Source organism: Xanthomonas vasicola pv. musacearum NCPPB 4379 (assembly GCF_000277895.2).
GTDB lineage: Bacteria > Pseudomonadota > Gammaproteobacteria > Xanthomonadales > Xanthomonadaceae > Xanthomonas > Xanthomonas vasicola.
Genome location: NZ_CP034655.1, coordinates 1,352,666 through 1,373,573, shown reverse-complemented (window position 1 = coordinate 1,373,573; position 20,908 = coordinate 1,352,666). Strand labels below are relative to the sequence as shown.

12 protein-coding genes and 1 pseudogene are annotated in these 20,908 nt (G+C 66.1%); 2 read left to right on the top strand and 11 right to left on the bottom strand.

The window, feature by feature from the left end:
- Positions 1-21: 21 nt before the first annotated feature.
- The 6 genes from KWO_RS06450 to pilG all read right to left on the bottom strand — a co-directional run bounded on the left by KWO_RS06450 (position 22) and on the right by pilG (position 11,569).
- Positions 22-1,209, bottom strand: coding sequence for a chemotaxis protein CheB (locus KWO_RS06450; RefSeq protein ID WP_010364227.1), 1,188 nt, complete (start codon positions 1,207-1,209; stop codon positions 22-24).
- A gap of 7 nt (positions 1,210-1,216) precedes the next feature.
- A complete protein-coding gene (locus KWO_RS06445) occupies positions 1,217-8,068 on the bottom strand; it encodes an Hpt domain-containing protein (RefSeq protein ID WP_017113096.1) in 6,852 nt (2,283 codons plus the stop codon).
- A gap of 113 nt (positions 8,069-8,181) precedes the next feature.
- The gene (locus tag KWO_RS06440; protein ID WP_010364223.1) at positions 8,182-10,218 is read right to left on the bottom strand and encodes a methyl-accepting chemotaxis protein; all 2,037 of its coding nucleotides are present in this window, start codon (positions 10,216-10,218) and stop codon (positions 8,182-8,184) included.
- 39 nt (positions 10,219-10,257) lie between these two features.
- On the bottom strand, positions 10,258-10,788 hold the full coding sequence (locus KWO_RS06435) for a chemotaxis protein CheW (RefSeq protein ID WP_010364221.1): 531 nt from the start codon (positions 10,786-10,788) through the stop codon (positions 10,258-10,260).
- On the bottom strand, positions 10,788-11,150 hold the full coding sequence (locus KWO_RS06430; RefSeq protein WP_010375173.1) for a response regulator: 363 nt from the start codon (positions 11,148-11,150) through the stop codon (positions 10,788-10,790). The genes KWO_RS06435 and KWO_RS06430 overlap by 1 nt, the downstream gene beginning before the upstream one ends.
- A 17-nt stretch (positions 11,151-11,167) precedes the next feature.
- Entirely contained in the window at positions 11,168-11,569 is a 402-nt protein-coding gene (gene pilG, locus KWO_RS06425; RefSeq protein ID WP_005913706.1) for a twitching motility response regulator PilG, read from the bottom strand.
- 236 nt (positions 11,570-11,805) lie between these two features.
- On the opposite strand from pilG, the gene gshB reads away from it, so the two are divergent.
- Together gshB and tolA are read left to right on the top strand one after the other, a co-directional pair.
- On the top strand, positions 11,806-12,756 hold the full coding sequence (gshB, locus tag KWO_RS06420) for a glutathione synthase (protein ID WP_010364206.1): 951 nt from the start codon (positions 11,806-11,808) through the stop codon (positions 12,754-12,756).
- Positions 12,753-13,628, top strand: a pseudogene (gene tolA / locus KWO_RS06415) (cell envelope integrity protein TolA). Before gshB ends, tolA begins: the two are co-directional and overlap by 4 nt.
- A 302-nt stretch (positions 13,629-13,930) precedes the next feature.
- Here the strand turns inward: tolA and KWO_RS06410 are convergent.
- The 5 genes from KWO_RS06410 to mrcB all read right to left on the bottom strand — a co-directional run bounded on the left by KWO_RS06410 (position 13,931) and on the right by mrcB (position 20,783).
- Positions 13,931-14,845, bottom strand: a complete 915-nt coding sequence (locus KWO_RS06410) for an ADP-ribosylglycohydrolase family protein (protein WP_010375171.1) — start codon at positions 14,843-14,845, stop codon at positions 13,931-13,933.
- Positions 14,842-15,561, bottom strand: a complete 720-nt coding sequence (gene tsaB, locus KWO_RS06405) for a tRNA (adenosine(37)-N6)-threonylcarbamoyltransferase complex dimerization subunit type 1 TsaB (protein ID WP_010375169.1) — start codon at positions 15,559-15,561, stop codon at positions 14,842-14,844. The genes KWO_RS06410 and tsaB overlap by 4 nt, the downstream gene beginning before the upstream one ends.
- A 13-nt stretch (positions 15,562-15,574) precedes the next feature.
- The gene (yoaA, locus tag KWO_RS06400) at positions 15,575-17,599 is read right to left on the bottom strand and encodes a DNA repair helicase YoaA (protein WP_010375167.1); all 2,025 of its coding nucleotides are present in this window, start codon (positions 17,597-17,599) and stop codon (positions 15,575-15,577) included.
- A 201-nt stretch (positions 17,600-17,800) separates the two neighbouring features.
- Positions 17,801-18,325, bottom strand: coding sequence for a hypothetical protein (locus tag KWO_RS06395; protein ID WP_010364196.1), 525 nt, complete (start codon positions 18,323-18,325; stop codon positions 17,801-17,803).
- A 13-nt stretch (positions 18,326-18,338) separates the two neighbouring features.
- Positions 18,339-20,783: a penicillin-binding protein 1B gene (gene mrcB / locus KWO_RS06390; protein WP_010375164.1), complete on the bottom strand. Its 2,445-nt coding sequence runs from the start codon at positions 20,781-20,783 to the stop codon at positions 18,339-18,341.
- Positions 20,784-20,908 lie beyond the last annotated feature (125 nt).

Sequence of the window (20,908 nt, the reverse complement as noted above, 5' to 3'; positions counted from 1 at the left end):
ATTCGAAGGGGAGCGCCCGGCTTATGCCGGCCAACGCTGTGCCAGCGCCTGCGCCAGCTGCGCAGGGTTGCCGGTCAGAATGCCTTGCCGCGCCAGACGCGCGGCGGCGGCGGGGTCGTAACAGCCGTCGGTGGATTGCCCGGCCAACCAGCCCCCCTGCTCCGCCAAGGCCAGCGATGCTTCCACCATCGCCTCGTTGGCACCGCTGAGCATCAGCACCGCACTGTCGGCCGGCGGCAGCGCAGCGATCAGGCCGGCCGGGTCGGCCGGCGCCACGAATGCCAGCGCGCCAGCATGCTGGTGCACACCAACTTCGTCGGAGAGCACGTACACCTTGCCCGGTGCGACCACCTGCCCCGCCTCACCCAGTTCGACCGGCAGCGCAGACACGCGCCCCATCTGCCGCACCAGGTTGCCGTACTTTCCGCCATCCAGGGTCATGCGCACCAGCACCGCGCGCGGGAATTCCGGCGGCAAGGCGCTCAGCAGACGGCGGATCGCATCCGGCCCGCCGATGCCGGCCATCACCAGCACTGCGCCGGTGACGCTGCCGCTGTGCTCCAGATCCACCAGCGACAATCCGCCGGTCGACAGCGCAAACACATCCGCTTCGGCGCGCGGGCGCACCACCACGGTCACTTCGTCCACCAAGCCCCAGGTGCTGGAATCGCCCAGGCTCAGGCCCGGCTTTTCGGCAGCAGCTGGTGCCGTGTCATGCGTGGATGGACGTGCGAACAAGGCATCGCTGGGCATGCTTTCGAACGCATGCGCTGCGGCTTCCAGGTGTTGATCCAGCTGCAGGTCCGAATGCTGGCGCGAGGCCAGCGTCAAACCCGGCTCGGGCTGCAGCGACGGTTCGGTTTCGGTGCCCGGCGGCAAGACGTCGGCATGCCCGTGCAGTTTGGCGGCCAGATGGCGCACCCAGCGCTGCGCTTCCCAGCCTTCGCGCCGCACTGTCAGTTCGGCCTCGTCGAAGATCACCGTAACACCAGGCATGTTGAAGGCCGGCTCCAGCGCTTCGAGCGCGTCTTCGATCGACGGTTCCAGTGACACCAGCACTGCCACCGGCTCGGCGTCGCGCAGCATCTGCACATCGACTGCGGATGGCTCGTCTTCCAGCACCACCTGCGCACCGGCCAGGCCAAGTGCTTCGCGCAGGCGCTCACGCGCCTGACCCGGACGACCCAGCAAAGCAACCGGAGTTCCCATTGCGCCATTAGTCTCGGACACGGGCGATCCCCAGCAGGTCATACACGTTTCGCATCAGATCCAACTCTTGGTAAGGCTTGCCCAGGTAACGCTGCACGCCAATCTCGAAGGCACGCTGGCGATGCTTCTCGCCACTGCGCGAGGTGATCATCACGATCGGCACCGCCCTGAAGCGCGGGTCGGCACGCATCGCGGTCGCCAGTTCATAGCCGTCCATGCGCGGCATTTCGATATCCAGCAGCATCAGGTCGGGCACGCGCTCTTCGAGCAGTTCCAGCGCCTCGACACCGTCGCGTGCGGTACTGACATCCAGGTTGTGGCGTTCCAGCACGCGGCTGGTGACCTTGCGCATGGTCAGCGAATCGTCGACCACCATCACCAGCGGCACCTGACGCTGCGCTTCGGTCTGCGTTTCCAGCGTCGGACTCGCCGGCTGGCTGAGGTAACGACGCACCAGCGGCGCGACGTCCAGAATCACCACTACGCGGCCATCGCCGGTAATGGTGGCGCCATAGATACCCGGCACCGAGGCGATCTGCAGGCCCACCGGCTTGACCACGATTTCGCGGTTGCCCAGCACCTGATCGATCGCCACCGCAGCGCGCAGGTCGCCCGCACGCACCAGCAACAATGGCACCTGCGCCTGGCCATCGGCACGTGCCGCGGCCTGGCCGACCAGCGAGCCGAGGTCGTGCAGTACGTACTCTTCGCCGGCGTAGTGGTAACCGCCCTCGCCCGACTCGTAACGGGTGCGCGAGATGCGGCCGATACCGCTGACCGAACCCACCGGCACCGCGAAGGTGGTTTCGCCGATGCGCACGAACACCGCCTGGGTGACCGCCAGCGTCTGCGGCAGACGCAGAGTGAAGGTGACGCCCTGGCCGCGCACCGAGTGGATGTCCACCGAGCCGCCGAGCTGACGCACTTCGTTGCGCACCACGTCCATGCCCACGCCACGGCCAGCCAACTGGCTGACCTGCTCGGAGGTGCTGAAACCGGAGGCGAAGATCAGGCCATCCAGTTCGGCATCGCTGAGCTCCTGGCCGGGCTCGATCAGGCCGCGCTGTTCGCCACGGCGACGGATCGCATCACGGTCCAGCCCGGCGCCGTCGTCGGCTACTTCCAGCACGATTTCCGAGCCTTCGCGGCGAAGACGGATCGCGATGCTGCCTTCTTCCGGCTTGCCCGCATCGCGGCGTTGCTCGGGCGTTTCCAGCCCGTGCGCCACCGAGTTACGCAGCATGTGTTCCAGCGGCGCGACCATGCGATCGAGCACGTTGCGATCGAGTTCGCCCTGGGTGCCTTCCAGCAACAGATGCACTTGCTTGCCAGTGTCGTTGGCCGCCTGACGCACCACACGGCGCAGACGCGGCACCAAGCCGTCGAACGGCACCATGCGCGCGCGCATCAGGCCGTCCTGCAGTTCGGAGCTGACGCGCGACTGCTGTTGCAGCAAGCTGTCGTACTGACGCGACAGATCTTCCAGCACACCTTGCAAGCCGCCCAAGTCGGCCGCCGATTCGTTCAGCGCGCGGCTGAGCTGCTGCAAGGTGGAGAAGCGGTCCAGTTCCAGCGGATCGAAGGTGCGATCACCCTGGTCCTGTTCGCGCTGATAACGCGCCACGATCTGCGCTTCGGTTTCCAGATCCAGACGGCGCAACTGGTCGCGCAGACGGGCGTTGGTGCGATCCAGCTCGCCCATGGCGCCGCGGAACGCGCCCAACTGCTGTTCCAGGCGCGAGCGGTAGATCGCCACTTCGCCGGCATGGTTGACCAGACGGTCGAGCAGATCGGCGCGCACGCGCACCTGCTCGTGCTGCACACGCGGCAGGAAGTCTTCTTCGGTCTGCCCTTCCACCGGAATCGGTGCGGACAGCGGTGCCGGCTCCACCGACGCCTTGGCGATCGCGCGGACATCGGCGTCGCTGGGCGGGGCGGCATTGCGGCCACGGGTACGGGTTTCGAAGGCTTCGACCAGATCGGTCGGCATCGCCACGGCGCGGTGCATGCCGGTACGGGTCAACAGCTGGTGCAGGCGGTCGAAGCCGCGCTCGAACAGACGCACGTCGTCGCGGTCGATGTCGGTACGGTTGGCCGCCACCGCTTCCAGCAGCGATTCGATCGCGTGACCGAGATCGCCGATGGCGTTGATGCCGGCCATGCGCGCACCGCCCTTGAGCGTGTGCAGGTCGCGTTGCAGTCCGTTGAGGACATCGCGGTCTTCCGGCACTTCGCGCATGCGGGCGATCAAACCATCGCAGTGGTCCAGCAGATCGCGGCCTTCTTCGACAAAGATGTCGACCAGCTCGCCGTCGAGTTGATCGAAGTTGAGTGGGCCGATATCGAATGCTGCGCCGGCGTCGTTGCTTGCCGCCTCAGCAGGCGCGGCGTCTTCCACCGGTGCGCTGAAGGCGGCAACGGGGGTGGCGTCTTCCGGCTCGGCTGCACTGTGGTCGGCTGTGGCGTGCTCGCTGGCGGCTGCGCGGTGCTCTGCGGAGTCGTTGGCGTGCTGGTCGGCAACGGCGTGCTCGCTAGCGTCCGTATGTTCTGCCTGCCCTGCCTGCCCTGCCTGCTCGACGTGCTCTGTGTGTTCGGCTGCGGCAATCGCGTCGGCCGCTACATGCTCGTCGGCGTGCGCCGCGTCATCGGACGTGGAAGCCTGTGCGTCGTGTAGCTCAGGTGCAGTGTCGGATTGCGGATCACCCGCTTCTTCGACCTGGTCAGCTGCATGCGCCATTTCGAATGCCTGCACCGATTCGACGGTGTGATCGGGCATGGCATCGGCGTTGGCCTGCTCGGCATGAGCGTGGTGCGTTTCTGCATGCTCGGCTTCGGCTTGCTCGGCTTCGGCTTGCTCAGCTTCGGAGTGCTGTGCCTCGAAATGCTCGGCTTCGGCGCGCTCGTGTTCCGTCGCGTGCTCGGCTTCGCCCGCATGCGCGTCCGTCTGCCACTGCTCGCTGGAATCGGCGTGCTGCTGTCCGCCCGCATACGACTCGCCAGCATGCAGCAGCGCGGTGTCGCTGTGCTGCGCTGCCTCATCTGCCGGCTGTTCGCCAGAGTGTGCGTGCGTGTCCGCGTGTTCCTGACCAACCTGATCGGCCGTGTAGCCGTCCTGGTCGGCCGACACGCTGTCCAGCGCTGCGGTTTCCGGCGTCCAGTCTTCCGCGTTGCTTGCGTTAGCGTCTTCAGCCAACGCAGTGTCTGCGTGCACGGACGCCAGTGCTTCAATGCTCTCGACCGCGTCGTCAGCGCCTGCTGCACCCTGATCGTCGTGCGTCGGCGCGTGATGCGCATGCGTGTCCGTAGCCTGCTCGGCATCGGCCGCAGCCAGCGTTTGCGCATCGCCCAACGCAGCTTCCGCGTCGGCTAGTTCGTCGACCGCAACGGTGTCGGCATGCGTGCTGATCGCGTCGGCATCGTGCTCGCTGGCAACGACATCAGCAGCTGCCTCAGCCGGCTCCTCTGCAGCGTGGTCGTGCGGTGCGGTCTGCGCATGTTGCAGCTCGGTCGCATCCCAGGCGACGGCTTCGACCAATGTGTGTGCCGCATCGTGCTCGGCTTCTGCCTCGGCCAGTTCGTCCACGGCAATCGGCGCGTCGTCCGACTGCGGCTGTGCGCCTTCGGCGTCTTGCGTCGGTGCGGGCGCGTCGGATGGCAGCGCGCTGGCATCCAGGTATTGCGACAGATCCTGCGCACCGGTCAGTTCGACCGAGGCAGTGCTGCCGTCTACCGTATCGCTTGCTGCATCGACATCGTCCAGCTCGTCCAGGAACACCTGCGGCGGCCATTGCGCTTCCGGCAAGGTGTGCACCAGCGCACGCAAGCGCTCGGTCAACGGTGTGAACGACGGAATCAACGGGGCATCGGCGCGCAGCGCGGTCACCGTGGTGGCGATCGCGGCAGCTGTGGCGGTAATCGCCTCAATGCCTTCCGCCGACGGCGTGACCGAAGCAGCCAGCAGGCGCTTGACGTAGCTTTCGGCCGGGCTTGTCACCAGAGTGATTTCCGGCACGTCGGTCATCGCGAAGGCCCCACTCATCGTGTGCACGGCGCGCAGCAGTTCTTCGGTCGCCAACTGCGGCTCGGCCTGGCTGGCCTGCAGCCAGCCGTTCACCGTGTCCAGATGCGTGGCGACCTCAGCTTCCAGGATCTCGCGTAGCACGCTGTCCACCGAGGCAGGCGTTCCACCGCTGGCGGCAAACACGCCTGCTGCAAGCGGAAGCGCGACAGCGTCGGCAGCCACCGGCGCGGCGGCCGCGGGCACGTAGTAGACCTCTTCGCCTGCGGCAACGCGCTCGGCAATGGCCTGGATTTCCGGCAGATCGGCGCTGATGCGGCCTTGGTCGCGTAGCGCGGCGTTGAACTGCGGCAGCACGTCGTGGGCCAATGCGACCATCGCCACGACCGCCGGGCTGGCCGGTCGCGAATTATCGAGCACGCGGTTGAGCATGCTCTCGATCTTCCAACTGAACTCGCCAAGCACACTGGCACCGACCAGACGCCCACTGCCCTTCAGGGTGTGGAAGACGCGGCGGATCGGGCGCAGGTGTTCCGGGCTGCTGGGTGCGGCGCGCCACACCGGCAACAGCTGGCCCAGGTTGACCAGTTCTTCGTCGAATTCTTCCAGGAAGACGTCGCGGATATCGTCGTCGATATCGCTGTCGCCGAAGCCGCCAAAAATGCCGGCATCGGCGGCGGTTGCAGCCTGAGTTGTTTCACCAGACGCGGGTTCGGCCGGTGCCTGCGCGGTTTCAGCCTCGGCTGCGGCTACCGGTGCCTGTGGACGCTGCACATCGAACTGCGCGGCCGCTACATCGAGCTGGGCCAGGAACGCGGTAGATGCGTCGTCCAGTTCGAACTCGCTGACCACCGCCTGCTGCACGCGCGGAGCGGCCGGCTCGGATGTTGCTTCAGACGGGGCATCCTGCGGCTGTTCCACAGATTCGACGAATGGGTCGTCCAGTTGCTGCGGCGGAAGCGGCGGCGGCGAAAACGCATCTTCGATGCTGGTCTGCGCGCGACGCGCTGCATTCTCGGCAATGAAATCCAACGGCGCTTCGGTCTGCTCGGCATCGCCAGGCAGCTCGATCTGCTCGATCTGCAGCGGCGCTTCCTCGGCAACCACCGGCTCGGCGGCGTGTTCCTGCTCCAGCGCACTCAGATCTACGGTGTAGCTGACCTGCGCGGCCTCGCTGCCGTCCTGCTCCGCCGACACCGGGTCGAACGCAGAGGTGGCGATCGGTGCGGCCTGCTCGCTGGTTTCCATCTGCCAATCGCCGGGCGCTTGCGCGCCGTCGTCGGACAGATCCAGCGGCGCCACCGTGAACGGCACATGCGACTGGCCGGACACGGTTTCTTCAGCGGCCACCGGGTCGAACGAGAACACCGTATCGGTCGCGGCCGCGCCGGTGGCATGCACCACACTGGCAGCGAACGGCGTTTGGACTACGGTCTCGTTGGCCCATTCCAGCGACGGCGTGGGCGCGGCATCGTTGGCGGCCTGCGGCGTGTCGGCATGCTGCAACGGCGGGGCGGCCACCGGCTGCGGTTCGGCCACGCTGCCCGGTTGGTCGGCACCGATCGGCAAATCGGATGGCTCGCCCGACGGCAGCGGCCAGTAACGCAGCGTTTCCAGGCTGTTACGGGTGATGTCGAGAATCTCTTCGCGGCCGGGACGACGCTCGCGCAGGGCTTCCAGGTAGTACTCCAGGCTGGCCATCGCATCGGCCAGGGTGTCCAGCTGGCGGCCGCTGGGCACGCGCTGCTTGCCGATCAATTCCAGATCGACGTAACGACGCACGCCTTCCAGATAATCGGCAGCCTGCGGCAATTCGAGAATGCGCAACGCACCACCGACTTCACCCAGCAGGTGCGGCACATTGGCCAGACGGGCGTGGTCCCAGTTGGTTTCGATGAAGGCAACGAAATGCTCGCGCGCCGCACCAAAGTTGGCGATCGCTTCCTGTGCCAGCACATCAACCGTACGACGCACTTCCGAGGAGTTGGCACTGTTGCTGACCTCGGTGCCATCGCCCGGGTCGGCACCAAGGCTGGCCACCTGATCGTCCAGCGATGCATCCACGTACAGCAGCGCGCCGGCGACATCCAGCAGCACGCTTTCGTCCATCCGGGTCTGGCCATCGACTACGCGCGCCAAGGCATCGCGCTGCTGTACGACGACATTGCGCGCCACACCCAAGCCCATCATGCCCAGGGTGTCGGCAACGCTGCCCAGATCCTTGACCTGGGTCTGCAGCTCGGCGATGTCGCCACCGGTGCGCAGATGCAGGTCCAGCGCGTCTTTCACGCGCAACAATTCTTCCTTGACCGCATTACCGACGGTGTCGAGCAATTCGCGATTACGCCCGCTCAGGCTACCGCGCGCGTGATCCAGCTCGGCCTCGGTGGCAACACCGGCCTGCGGGTCGAACGCGAACAGCACGCTCTCGTTGAGACCCGGCTGGCCACGGGTGGCGCGGATCTCATTGAGCAGCGGCAACAACACGATCGGAATGTCGCGGTGACCGTTCTGCAAGCGCTCCAGATAATCGGGCAGCAGCACGGTGCCGCGCATCAGCATGGCGCAGGCTTCGTCATGATCGGCAACCTCGCCCACCTGCACGGCCTTGGCCAGCAGCTCAAGCTCTTCGGCCACCATCGCCGGCGCATACAGCTCGACCATGCGCAGCGTGCCCTGCACCTGGTGCAGGTAGCCGGCGCAGAACCGCATCCGACTGGTGTCGGACGGTTCTTGGGCAAAGTATTCGATCTCGTTGCGCGCCTGGCGCAACGTCTCGTCCAGCTCTGGCTTGACCCAGCCCAGTGCGGCGTGACTCATCGCATCGCGAAGCGCACTCATTGCAGCCCCCTGACTACGACCGAGGTGCCGCTAGCGCAGCAACCGGTCACTTCCTGCATCGACGTAACGCTACTACGCGCCATCTGCTGATCCTTTCCCGTTCCGCGTCGTGGTCACGCCGGCAGCTTGAAGTCGGCGACCGAACGGCGCAGATCGGCAGCGAGCTGCGCCAGATTGCCGATTGATTCGGCCGTCTGCTCCGCACCCTGCGATGTCTGGCTGGTGATCTGACGGATCACGCCCATGGTCTGTGTGATATCCGTCGCCGCGGCCGACTGCTGGTGCGCAGCGATGGAGATGTTCTTAATCAAGTTATTCAAGGCGTTGGACACGCGCTCGATTTCGGTCAGCGCGGTGCCGGCGTCTTCGGCCAGGCGCGCACCGGACACCACTTCGGAGGTGGTCTGCTCCATCGAGCTGACCGCTTCGTTGGTATCGGCCTGAATGGTCTGCACCAAACCTTCGATGCGTCGGGTCGCACTAGAGGTGCGTTCTGCCAGGCGCTGCACTTCGTCGGCCACCACAGCGAAACCGCGACCGGCTTCGCCGGCCGATGCTGCCTGCACCGCGGCGTTGAGCGCCAGGATGTTGGTCTGCTCGGAAATGTCGTTGATCAGTTCCACGATCGAGCCGATCTCCTGCGAAGATTCGCCCAGCCGCTTGATGCGCTTGGAGGTTTCCTGGATCTGGTCGCGAATCTGGTCCATGCCCTGGATCGTCTCGCGCACCACGCCGGCACCTTCGGCGGCGATGACCACCGAGCGCTGCGCCACTTCGGCCGACTCGGTGGAGTTGCGCGACACCTGCTCAATGCTGGCAGCGATTTCGCTGATGCGCTCGGAAGCCGTGGTGATCTGGTTGGCTTGCTGGCCGGCCGCGTCGGCCAGCTGCATCGCCGTGGCCTGGGTTTCCTGGGTCGACACGGCCACCTTCGCGGAGGTGTCGTTGATGGTGGTCACCAGGTGGCGCAGTTCGTCCACGGCGTAGTTGATGGCGTCGGCGATGGCGCCGGTCATGTCCTCGGTCACCGACGCTTTCACGGTCAGGTCGCCCTCGCCGAGCGAGCTGATTTCGTCCAGCAACCGCATAATCGCCTGCTGGTTACGGCTGTTGAATTCCACCTGCGACTGGTAGCGCACGTCCTGCTCGCGGGTTCGCACACGCACCGAGCTCCACACGAAGCCGATGATCGCCAGCAGCGCGAACAGGCCGGACACCACGCCCAGCCAGAAGTTCGGGAACAGGCGCGTGTCGCGCACCGAACCGAACGCGGAGAAGGCGTCGAACAGCTTCTTGCTGTCGACGAGCATCTTGCCGGAGCCATCCGTCAGCGCATCGGCCGAGGACTGTGCGGCGAACAGGTTGCGCGAGCTGGCGAGGATGGCGTCGACATCTTTCTTCATCGTCGCCCACTGCGCCTGCGACTGCTCAAGCGCCGACAACGCAGCGGGGTTGCGCACTGCGGCGATGCCGAGTTCTTCGTTGCCTGCGCGCAGGCCGTCGAGCATCTGCGTGAACACCACCGAGTCGCGTGCCAGTGCGTCGCCTGAGGCGGCCGCATTGTCTTCGCCGGCGCGGATTTCGGTCACCCGCCGCGCCATGGTTCCGGCCACCACGACCTGCTGCAAGGTGTTGTAGATCTGCGAAGCCGGCGCGCCGCTGACGGTCATCGCACGCACCACTTCGTTCAACTGCGCCTGCAATTGCGGGACGCTGCCGGAGAAGCGGTTGGCGTTGTCTGCGATCGCCAGCACCGCCGGTTCGCTGGCGATGACCTGATCGGCGTTCTTGCTCAGTGGCAGCCAGGTCGCCTTGAGCTGCGCCATCGCGCTGGCGATCGAGCCTTCCTGGCCGTAACGGCCATCCAGTTCGCTCACCGTGCTGTCGATGCGGCCCTTGGTCTCCTTGAACGCGGCAAAGGCCTTGGTGTCGCCGGACACCGCTTCGCGGCCCTGGTTGGCCAGCTGCTGCGAGAGCACCTGCAAGTCGGCCGCGCCGGTGCCGGCACCGGCAAGTCGACTGCCCTGCCAGGTCGCGACGCCGGTGTTGGCGCCAAACACGATCATCGACAACACCAGCAAGCCAAGCCAGAAGCTGGTGCTGACGCTGCCGAGCTCGTTGGTCTTGCGGGCGTCCGGGGCGGTACTCATGGTTCGACCTCAATCTGTATGACGTGGCGGGGTCGCGGCTTAGGCCGCGGCCTGCCGGAATTCAGGAGTGCGCGACAGCAACGCCAGGGAAAACACACCCCAGTCCTGCGTCTCGTTGCGGAAGGCGCGGTCGATGAAATGGGCGTAGCGGCCTTGCGCCAACTCGCCGGGTTCCACCACCTGGACCTGCTCGAAGCTGCGTTGGCCGTACAGCTCATCGATGGTCAGCGCGACGTCGCCGCCGCTCTGACGCATGATCAGCACACGCTGGCCTTCCTGGAGCACCGTGCGACGGCCCTCCAGGAACTGCTTCAGATCGATCACTGGGAACAGATTGCCGCGCAGGTTGCCTACGCCCAGCAGCCAGGGCTGTGCGCCCGGCACCGGAGTGACCGGCGGCATCGGCACGATTTCCGCAACTTCGCGGAAGTCCGAGACCAATCGCCGGGTCCCGACGCGATACCCCACGCCGCGCCAGATATCTGCCGAGAACTGGCGTTCCGGCAGGGGCGTGGCGTGCGCCAGACTACGACGCTCGTAGTCTTCGAGAATGTCGAATGGAGAGCGCATCAACGCACCAATTGTCTGATGCGCGCGATTAGATCGTCTTCGCGCGGCGGCTTGACGATGTAGTCGCTTGCACCTTGTCGCAGACCCCAAGCCCTGTCGGTTTCCATGCCCTTGGTGCTGACCAGCAGCACGGGAATGTCCTTGGTGGCCTGGTCGCGTGCAAGTGCACGCGTTGCCTGGAAGCCGCTCATACCGGGCAACACCACATCCATCAACACAAGATCGGGCGCCTGGCTGCGAACCAGCTCAAGTCCCTCTTCTGCGGTATCGGTGGCGACGACCGTATGGCCTGCTTTTTCCAGCCATTGACTGAAGACTGCCCTGTCGGTGGGCGAGTCCTCGATCAATATAATTCGAGCCATGTTGCCTTTCCCCCTGGTCAGGCGTGGACGTACGTGCGGATCGCGCTCAGTAGTTCTTCGCGGGTGAACGGCTTGGTCAGATATTGCTCGGAACCGACGATGCGGCCGCGCGCCTTGTCGAACAGGCCATCTTTGGACGACAACATGATCACCGGCGTCGATTTGAAGAGCTGGTTGCCCTTGATCAACGCGCACGTCTGGTACCCATCCAGGCGCGGCATCATGATGTCGACAAAAATGATTTGAGGTTGCTGGTCCGCAATTTTGGCCAGTGCCTCGAAACCATCCGTTGCTGTCACTACTTCACAACCTTCCCGCTTCAGCAGCGTTTCGGCGGTGCGGCGAATGGTCTTCGAATCATCGATCACCATCACCTTCAGTCCTGCGAGTTCCCCACCCGCAGCAATGTTTTCACTCATCCAAATATCCCCGGGCGCCCGACGCTTCATCCCTTCCGACGTCGCTACGAAACTGCATGTATATCCCAAGACCCGCATCGACTGTCAAGGGCGCATTGCCGGGGCCCCGCCAGGCGGACGTTCCGACCACGTCTGGGTGCGTCCCGGCCGGCAAGTCGCGCACTACGACCCGCCGGGCGCGCCATCGCCCATCGCTTGAAGTTACCATCGGCAGCTTGTTCGAAAGGTTTAGCCCCATGTCGCTCGACGTCGTTGTGGTGATGGATCCCATCGCCTCCATCAAGATCGCCAAAGACACCACGTTTGCCATGTTGCTGGAAGCCCAGCGCCGTGGTCACCGCCTGCATTACGTGCGCCCCGGCGGGCTCAGCCTGCGCGAAGGCCGCGCGGTGGCGCAGGTCGCGCCGCTGAGCGTGCGCGAAGACAAGACCAGCTGGTTCACGCTGGGCGAGTTCGCCGAGCTGGCATTCGGGCCCGGCCAAGTGGTGCTGATGCGCAAGGACCCGCCGGTGGACGCGGAGTTCGTCTACGACACCCAGGTACTGAGCGTGGCGCAGCGTGCCGGCGCGCAGATCGTCAACGACCCGCAGGGCCTGCGCGACTACAACGAAAAGCTGGCCGCGCTGCTGTTTCCGCAGTGCTGCCCGCCGACGTTGGTCAGTCGTGACGCTGCCGCGCTCAAGGCGTTCGTGCTGGAGCACGGTCAGGCGGTGCTCAAGCCGCTGGACGGCATGGGCGGGCGCTCGATCTTCCGCAGCGGCACCGGCGACCCCAACCTCAACGTGATCCTGGAAACGCTGACCGACGGCAACCGCAAACTGACCCTGGCGCAGCGCTTCATCCCCGACATCACTGCCGGCGACAAGCGCATCCTGCTGGTGGACGGCGTGCCGGTGGACTACTGCCTGGCGCGGATTCCGCAGGGCGATGAATTCCGCGGCAACCTGGCGGCCGGCGGGCGTGGCGAAGGCCGGCCATTGTCCGAGCGCGACCGCTGGATCGCCGCGCAGGTTGGCCCGGAAATGCGCCGTCGCGGCATGCGCTTCGTCGGCCTGGACGTGATCGGCGATTACCTCACCGAGGTCAACGTCACCAGCCCCACCTGCGTGCGCGAGCTGGATGCGCAGTTCGGCCTGAACATCGCCGGGCTGCTATTCGACGCGATCGAGGCCGGCACCGCGCAATGAGCACGGCCGCGGCCCTGCCGGCACCGAGGGACGACGGTCGCCGGCTGATGATGACGCTGGTGATCTCGCTGCTGCTGCACGGCGCGCTGATCCTGGGCGTGGTATTTGCGGTCAGCGAAGACGCACCACTGGTGCCAACGCTGGATGTGATCTTCAGCCAGACCAGCACGCCACTGACGCCCAAGCAGGCCGATTTCCTGGCCCAGGCCAACCAGCAGGGCGGCGGCAATCACGACACCGTGCAGCGCCCGCGCGACAGCCAGCCAGGCGTGGTACCGCAGGACCGCACCGGGCTGGCGCCACAGGCGCAACGCGCCACCAGCGTGAATGCGCCGGAGCCGACCCAGACCCGCGTGGTGACCAGCCGGCGCGGCGAGTAGGCCGTGCCGACGCCGCAACCGAATCCGCAGACCGACCCACTCACTCCCGCCGATGCGCAACGCGTACAGCGCGATGCCGAAATGGCCCGGCTCGCGGCCGAAGTGCATCTGCGCTCCGAGCAGTACGCCAAACGCCCGAACCGCAAGTTCGTTTCGGCCAGCACCCGCGAATACGCGTATGCAAACTATCTGCGCGCCTGGGTGGACCGCGCCGAGCGCGTGGGAAATCTGAATTATCCGGACGACGCCCGCCGCCGCCGGCTGGGCGGCAAGGTCGTCATCAGCGTGGGCGTGCGCCGCGACGGCAGCGTGGAAAGCAGCCGCGTACTGGTATCCAGCGGGGTTCCGTTGCTCGACGATGCCGCGTTGCGCGTGGTGCAACTGGCGCAGCCGTTCCCGCCGCTACCCAAGACCAAGGACGATGTGGACATCCTGCAGGTCACGCGCACCTGGTTATTCCTGCCCGGCGGCGAGCTGCACGACGATCGCTGAGGCTGCGTGTGCGCTGATTGCGCAACGCACTTCATCGCTCCGCGTTTTGACAGCACTGACCGGACAGAGACCAGAAATGCGGCAGCATCGAAGCTGCGGCGTGGGCACGATCCTGCTGCTGTTCGGTTCAGTGGCAAGGCCACCAGCACGGGCAACCTCACACGTGCGCATAAGTCCGGCACCGCGATTACGCTTGATCGGTTCCAACTTTAATCGGCTCCAATCGCGGACAGCACGCGCAATGCCAGCGCATCACCTGCCATGTGCTGCAGCTGTGCCGGAATTTGGGCTGTGACTGCGGCTCAGGCCACCTGTGCCGCGGCGTGCAGCCGGTCGGCCAACTCCACGATCTCTGCCGCATCCTGCACGCGTTCGCGCCAGGCAGCAGGGATGCCGTCGATGCCGTAATACGCGCCGGCGAGCTGCCCGCAGATCGCTGCGGTGGTGTCCGCATCGTCGCCCAGGTTGGCGGCACGCAGCACGGCCTCGACAAAGCTCTGGGTCGTTGCGAAGCACCACAGCGCTGCCGACAGCGAATCGATCACATAGCCCGTGCCGCGGATCTGCGCGGCGGGCACGGCCACATGGTCGCGGATAGCCAATGCATGCACTGCTGGCGTCAGGAATGTGTCCGGCTGCGCATGCAGCACCTGATCGCGCGTGCCTCCAAGCAGCGCGGCGCGCAGTTGGACCGCGAACAAGCGGCACGCATCCAGCGCTTCGGCAGCGGCATGCGTGCTGCGCGAACTGTCGGCCGCGCGATCGGCCAGTTCGTCGGGGCAATGCGCGTAGTACATCGCCACCGGCGCCAGCCGCATCAACGAGCCATTCCCAGCCGAGCGCGGATCGGTGCTGCCACTGAAAGCCGGGCCGCCATCCAGATAGCGCTCCAGGGCCTGGCGCACAGTCGCCCCAATATCGAAGCAGGCACCGGTGCTGCTGAGATAACCGTGCTGGTACCAGTTGCAATAGCGGTTCATCTGGTCGGCCGCATCGAACCCCTGCCGATACAGCAGGCTATGCGCCAGACACAAGGCCATCGAGGTGTCGTCAGTCCACTGCCCGGCCTGCAAGGCGAACGGGCCGCCACCGCGCATGTCGTCGATCGGCGCAAAGCTGCCCGGCGCGCAAAATTCGAGCGTGGTGCCCAGCGCATCGCCCACCGCCAGACCAAGCAGGCAACCGCGAAACCGAGCGCGCTGGGCAGCGTCGGTCACGGCGTTGCGCCGGCCGCCTTCGCTGCGCGGGCAGCCTGTTGCTCGACCAGGGTAAGCGCGACGTTGTCGCGCAGATAGGCCGGTTCCACCCGCTCCGGCGCCACCCCTTCGCCGCGCAACAATGCCGGCAGCGCGAGCGTGAGCAGATCGGCGGCACGCGGGAGCGCGGCCGCATCAACGCTGCTCAGGCGCGTCGCAAAGCGTTGCTGCAACAGTGCATCGGCTGCCGCCAGACCGGTGCCGACACCGGCCATCAGCGCCGCGGTCTCGGGTAGCACGAGTGTGTCCGGTGCGCAGACCACTTCCGGTGCCAGTTCCAGCAGCGCATCGCCACTGCGCGCAAAGACACCGGCATACACCTCGCCCATGCGTGCATCAATGCAGGCCAGCACATGGCTCACCTCGGCCGGCGCGCGCAAGGCCAGCACCTGCAGCGTGGAAACGGCCAGCACCGGCACATCCAGCGCCAAGGCGATGCCCTGCGCAATGCCGATCGCCAGACGCACACCGGTGAACGCGCCGGGGCCCCGGCCGACCGCAATCGCATCGAGCTGACGGCGTGAGATACCTGCATCGGCCAGCAGTTGTTCGGCCCATGGCAGCGCCAGTTCGGCGTGGCGGCGCGGCGCAAGTTCGAAGCGCTCGATCACGCGACCGTCAACATGCAAGGCAACGGAACAGGCTTCGGTGGAGGTCTCGAATGCGAGGACGTTCATGGCAGGGCCGCAGTCATAAAGAAGAAGATTGATCATCGCCGAGCGGCAACGTGAGCACGCCATTGTCGCCTACCGGCTGTTCAACGCCAAAAAACGCCTGCACATCGGCAATGGCATGGGTGCGTGCGAATGGCGGCAGCGATTTCATGAAGGTGCGGCCGTAGCTTTTGTTGACCAACCGCGGGTCGCACAGCACCAGCACGCCACGGTCGGTTTCGCTGCGGATCAGCCGCCCCACGCCCTGCTTGAGCGCGATCACCGCCTGCGGCAATTGCTCGTCGCGGAACGGGTTGCCGCCCTCGCGGCGGATTGCATCCAGTCGCGCTTCGAACACCGGATCGTCGGGCGCGGCGAACGGCAGCTTGTCGATCACCACCACGCTCAAGGCATCGCCGACCACGTCCACCCCTTCACGAAAACTGGCCGAGCCCAGCAGTACGCCGTTGCCGGAATCGCGGAAGCGCTGCAGCAAGGTCGCGCGGGGTGCTTCGCCCTGCACGAATAATGGCCACGGCGCGCCGCGCAAGGCCTCGGCGGCTTCGCGCAGCGCGCGGTGCGAAGCGAACAACAAAAACGCGCGGCCGTTGGAGGCTTCCAGCACCGGCGTCAGTGCGCCGATCAGCGCGGTGCCAAAACCGCGTGCGGCCGGATCGGGCAGATTCGGCGGCAGGTAGCACAACGCCTGACGCGCCCAGTCGAACGGGCTGGGTTGCAGCAAGGTCGCCGGATCGCTCAATCCCAGCCGCTGCGCGATGTGGTCGAACTCGCCGCCCACCGCCAGCGTGGCCGAGGTGAACACCCAGGCCGCGTGCGATTTTTCGCGGTGCTCGCGCAACGGGCCGGACACATCCAGCGGTGTGCGCTGGCAGCGAAAGCCGCGCGGACTGAGTTCGTACCAAAGCACGTCGTTGTCGACTGCTTCTTCCGGCAGATCCTGCGCGAAATCGGCTACCGGCAGGTCTTCGCCCAACCAGCGCGACAGGCGATTCAAGGCTTCTTGCGCACGTGCAGTGCAGCCGTCAAAACCGGGCGAGGCTTCTCGTAATGGCAGCAGAGATTCGCCCAACCGTGCCAGCGACGACAGCACGGCGTCGAATCCTTCGCGCACCTGCGGTTTGGCCAGCGCGCGCCATTGCGTGCCGCGCGCCGGCAGGCCTTCCATGCCGGCGCGCAGGCTGCGCAAGGCTTCGTCCAGGGCAAGGATCGGCGCCTGCAAGCTTGCCTGTGCACCAGCCACTAGACGCGCTTCGACCATGCAATCGCGCGCCAGCTCCTGCCACGGCCGCATGCCGAAACTTTCGCCGAAGAAATTGGCCGCCAGCTCCGGCAATTGATGCGCCTCGTCGATGACGAAGGCCTGCGCGCCGGGCAGGATTTCGCCGAAGCCTTCCTGCTTGAGCGCCAGATCGGCCAGCAGCAGATGGTGATTGACCACCACCAGATCGGCCGCCTGCGCACGCTGGCGCGCTTGCACCACGAAACATTCGCTATAGAACGGGCATTCGGTACCCAGGCAGTTGTCGACGGTGGAGGTCACCATCGGCAACAGCGGCGAGTCGTCCGGCAAGGCTTCAAGCTCGGCCATGTCGCCGAACTGGGTGCGTCCGCTCCAGGCCACGATGCGCTGGAATTGCGACACCTGTTCGGGCGTGGCAAAGCGCGGCTCGCCGCGCGCCTGCTGGGTGCGGTACTTGCACAGATAGTTGGCGCGCCCCTTCAGCAACGCACTACGCAGGCCCACGCCCAGCGCGGCGCGCACGCGCGGCAGGTCGCGATGGAACAGCTGATCCTGCAGCGCGCGCGTGCCGGTAGAAACGATGGTCTTGAGCCCGGACAGCAACGCCGGGACCAGATAGGCGTAGGTCTTGCCGGTGCCGGTACCGGCCTCTGCCAGCAACACATCGCGCTGCTCGAATGCTTCGGCAATTGCCCCGGTCAGGCGCAACTGTGCAGCACGTGGCGCGAAGGCGTCGAGCTGATGCGCAAGCGCCCCGCCCTGGCTGAGCGCCTCGATACTGGCAGTGGCAAGTTGGGACATGAGACCAGACGGAAAGCGGACAGGAAGCGCGACAGCCTAGCGCGTAAGCTGTGACGCAGGCTTGGGTGTAGGCGACGAAGTGCTGCTACACGCAGGCGCACTGCCTGCACTGCGCACCCGAAAGACGCGCCACATCAGACGCACTCGTGCCAGCAGAACGCGCACCGCCTGCACGCGATCCGCACCGCGGGATGTCAGGTCTCAGTACCGCTTCATCCCCGGCACCGTGCAACCAACGATCTGCGCCCTGGCCGATGCAGCGTTTTCCTTTTCGCCACGCGCCAGCCGCGACTGTTCGATGGTGGCCCAATGGCGACGGCACAGCGGGCCGGTCTTGGAACCCAGCTCGATCGCCTGCTTGGCGAAGCGCTCGGCGGCGGGCCAGTCCGCCTGCAGCACGGACACTTCGGCGCGCTCCTGCAGAATCGCCGGGTCGCCCGGCACCAGGCCCAGCGCCTGATCCAGCGCCGCAGCCGCAGCAGCCAGATCGCCGGCCTGGCGCTTGCTCTTGGCGGTGTCGCGCAAATCATCGACCTGCGGGTCGCGCAGCGGCTGCACCGACAGCTCGGTGTCGTCCGCGCCGGCCTCGCGTTCGATCAGCAACAGGCGCTGGGCCGGCGTGGTCGGGTCCACCGGCGTCGGCGGCGGTGCGGGCGGTGCGCTGACGCAGGCAGTGAGTGCGGCCAAGACGCCGATCAGGGCGAGCAAACGGTGCAGTCGGTTCATGGGGTCACTCCAATCAATGCGCGGGTGGGGCCGTGGCAGGCGCCGGGGCAGGTTCTTCGGGCTTCTTTTCTAGACCGAAGAAACGGCGCCAGCCACCGCCGCTGGATTGTTCGGCAGGTGCGGCCGCTTCGCCGGGCGCGCCTTCGATCAACGGTGCATTGCCGGCACACGGGGCATAGGCCGGCGTGAAGCCGACCACGAACGGGAACTGGCGCGCGCCTGGGCAACCGGGGTCGGTCACGCCGATACCGCTAGCGTCCACCCACTGCCAATCCAGGCCTTTGCCGCTGACCTTCAACGGCGCGCTCGGCAGGCGGGCGAAGATGCTCGACCACACCCGCATCGCGCCGGTGGCGCCATACAGGCCGGTCTCGGCGTTCTGGTCGTTGCCCATCCAGATCACCGCAAGATGATCGCCGGTATAGCCGGCATACCAACTGTCGCGACCATCGTTGGAAGTGCCGGTCTTGCCGGCCGATGACAGGCGCCCCAGGCCATCGCCCAGCAGCTGGCGCGCGGTGCCGCCACTCACGACCTGCTGCAAGCCGATGCTGATCAGGTTGGCAGCGACCGAATCGCCTTCCTGCGCCGGTGCCGGGGTCTTGTCGTAGCGTTTGAGCAGCTTGCCTTGCGGGTCGAGCACACCGCGCACCGCGTGCAGCGGCTGGATCTCGCCGCCGGCCGCCAGGAACTGGTACAGCTGCGCCATGCCGTACGGGCTCTGGTCGGTGGTGCCCAGGATCAACGCCGGATTGGGCTCGGCCTTGATGCCGGCCAAGACCTGGATCAGCTGCGCGACGCGGTCTGCACCGACCTGCATGCCCACCCGCACCGTGGCCTGGTTGTAGGAATGCGCCAGCGCATCGACCAAACGCACGGTGCCGTGGCTGCGGTTGTCGGAATTGCCGGGCGACCACGTCTTGCCGCGGCTGAGCTGCACGGTCACCGGCGAGTCATCGACCCAACTGGACAGCGCCCAGCGGTCCGGCGAAGCCAGCGCCAGCATGTACACGAACGGTTTGATCAACGAGCCTACCTGACGCTGCGCTTCCACCGCACGATTGAAGCCCGGCTTGGCCACATCGCGGCTGCCGACCACGGCCAGCACATCGCCGTTATGCACGTCGGTGAGCACCAGCCCGGCTTGCAGCGGCGGGCGCTTCTTGTTGTCCAGCCGCTTGATGGTGCCGGTGACTGCACCTTCGGCATACGCCTGCGCAGACGGCGACATACCCGTGAGCACGCTCATACCGGCGCCCTGCAGCACGCCTTCCGGGTAATCGTGCGCCAACTGGCGCCGCACCAGGTCGACATAGGCGGGGAAACGATTGGCTGCGACAAGACCAGGCTCGGTGGGCACGCCCAACGGCGCGGCCAGCGCGCGCTTGTACTCGGCATCGTTGATCAAGTTGCTTTCGTGCAGCTTGCCGAGCACGAAATTGCGCCGGTCCAGCGCGCGCTCCGGATTACGCCGCGGGTCGTAATACGAGGGCCCCTTGACCAGGCCGATCAACAACGCGATCTGCTCGGTGGTCATCGAATTGAGTTCGCGGCCGAACCACAGCTCCGCACCCGACGACACGCCATGGATCGCCTGCCCGCCGCGCTGACCCAGATACACCTGGTTGAGATAGGCCTCCAGGATGGTGCGCTTGTCGTAACGCGCCTCCATGATCAACGCGTACAGAATCTCGTTGAGCTTGCGCGTGAGCGTCTGTTCCTTGCCGATGCCGAGCAGGCCACTGCGCGCCAACTGCTGCGTCAAGGTGCTTGCGCCCTGGCGGACCTGGCCGCCGGAGCGCGCCATGATCCAGGCCGCGCGCACCATGCCGCTCAGATCGATGCCGTGATGGCTGTTGAAATCGCGGTCTTCCACCGCCTGCAGGCCGGTGACCAGCAGCTCGGGCACTTCTTCCATGCGCACCAGGCGGCGCTCTTCCTGCTTTTGCCCGTACAGCGTGGCGATGCGCGCCGGGTCCAGACGTGCGCTTTTGAGCGTCTTGCGGTCGTTGGCGTCGCGCAGCGTGGCCACGCGTCCACCCGCCAGGCTGACGTCGATCCGGCGCGCCGGCACACGCCCATCCACATCGATATAGCCGCGGCTGGCGATGGTGAAGCGGCTGCCATCCTGCTGATAGGTGCCAGGCAGCTTCGCCTGACCGTCGTCGCGGTACGAGGCCGCATCCAGCTCGGTCTTCAGCGTGGCTGCATCCAGCGCGATGCCGGGCACCAGCACCAATGGCCGCCCGTACACGCGGGTCGGGATCTGCCAACGCAGCTCGCCGAAGCGCTGGGTGACCTGCTTGTTCAGATACACCGTATAGGGAATCAGGAAACCGAGCGCCAGCGCGAACGCGGCAAATCCCCAGACGATGAGTCTGCGTTGCCAGCGGGAGCCTTGCTCGTTGGTATCGTCCTCGAAATCGTCGGGAGCGTCGTTGTCGTGGCGTCGGGGCACAGGAATGCGAGAATGTAGAGTCCGGCGAGTCTAGCGCAGCGCTGTCATGGCTGTGACCCACCGGGCCCTTCCAACCTTAAGAGCGGCTAACAAAACTGTCGATGCCGCTTCGCTGGGAGCGACGT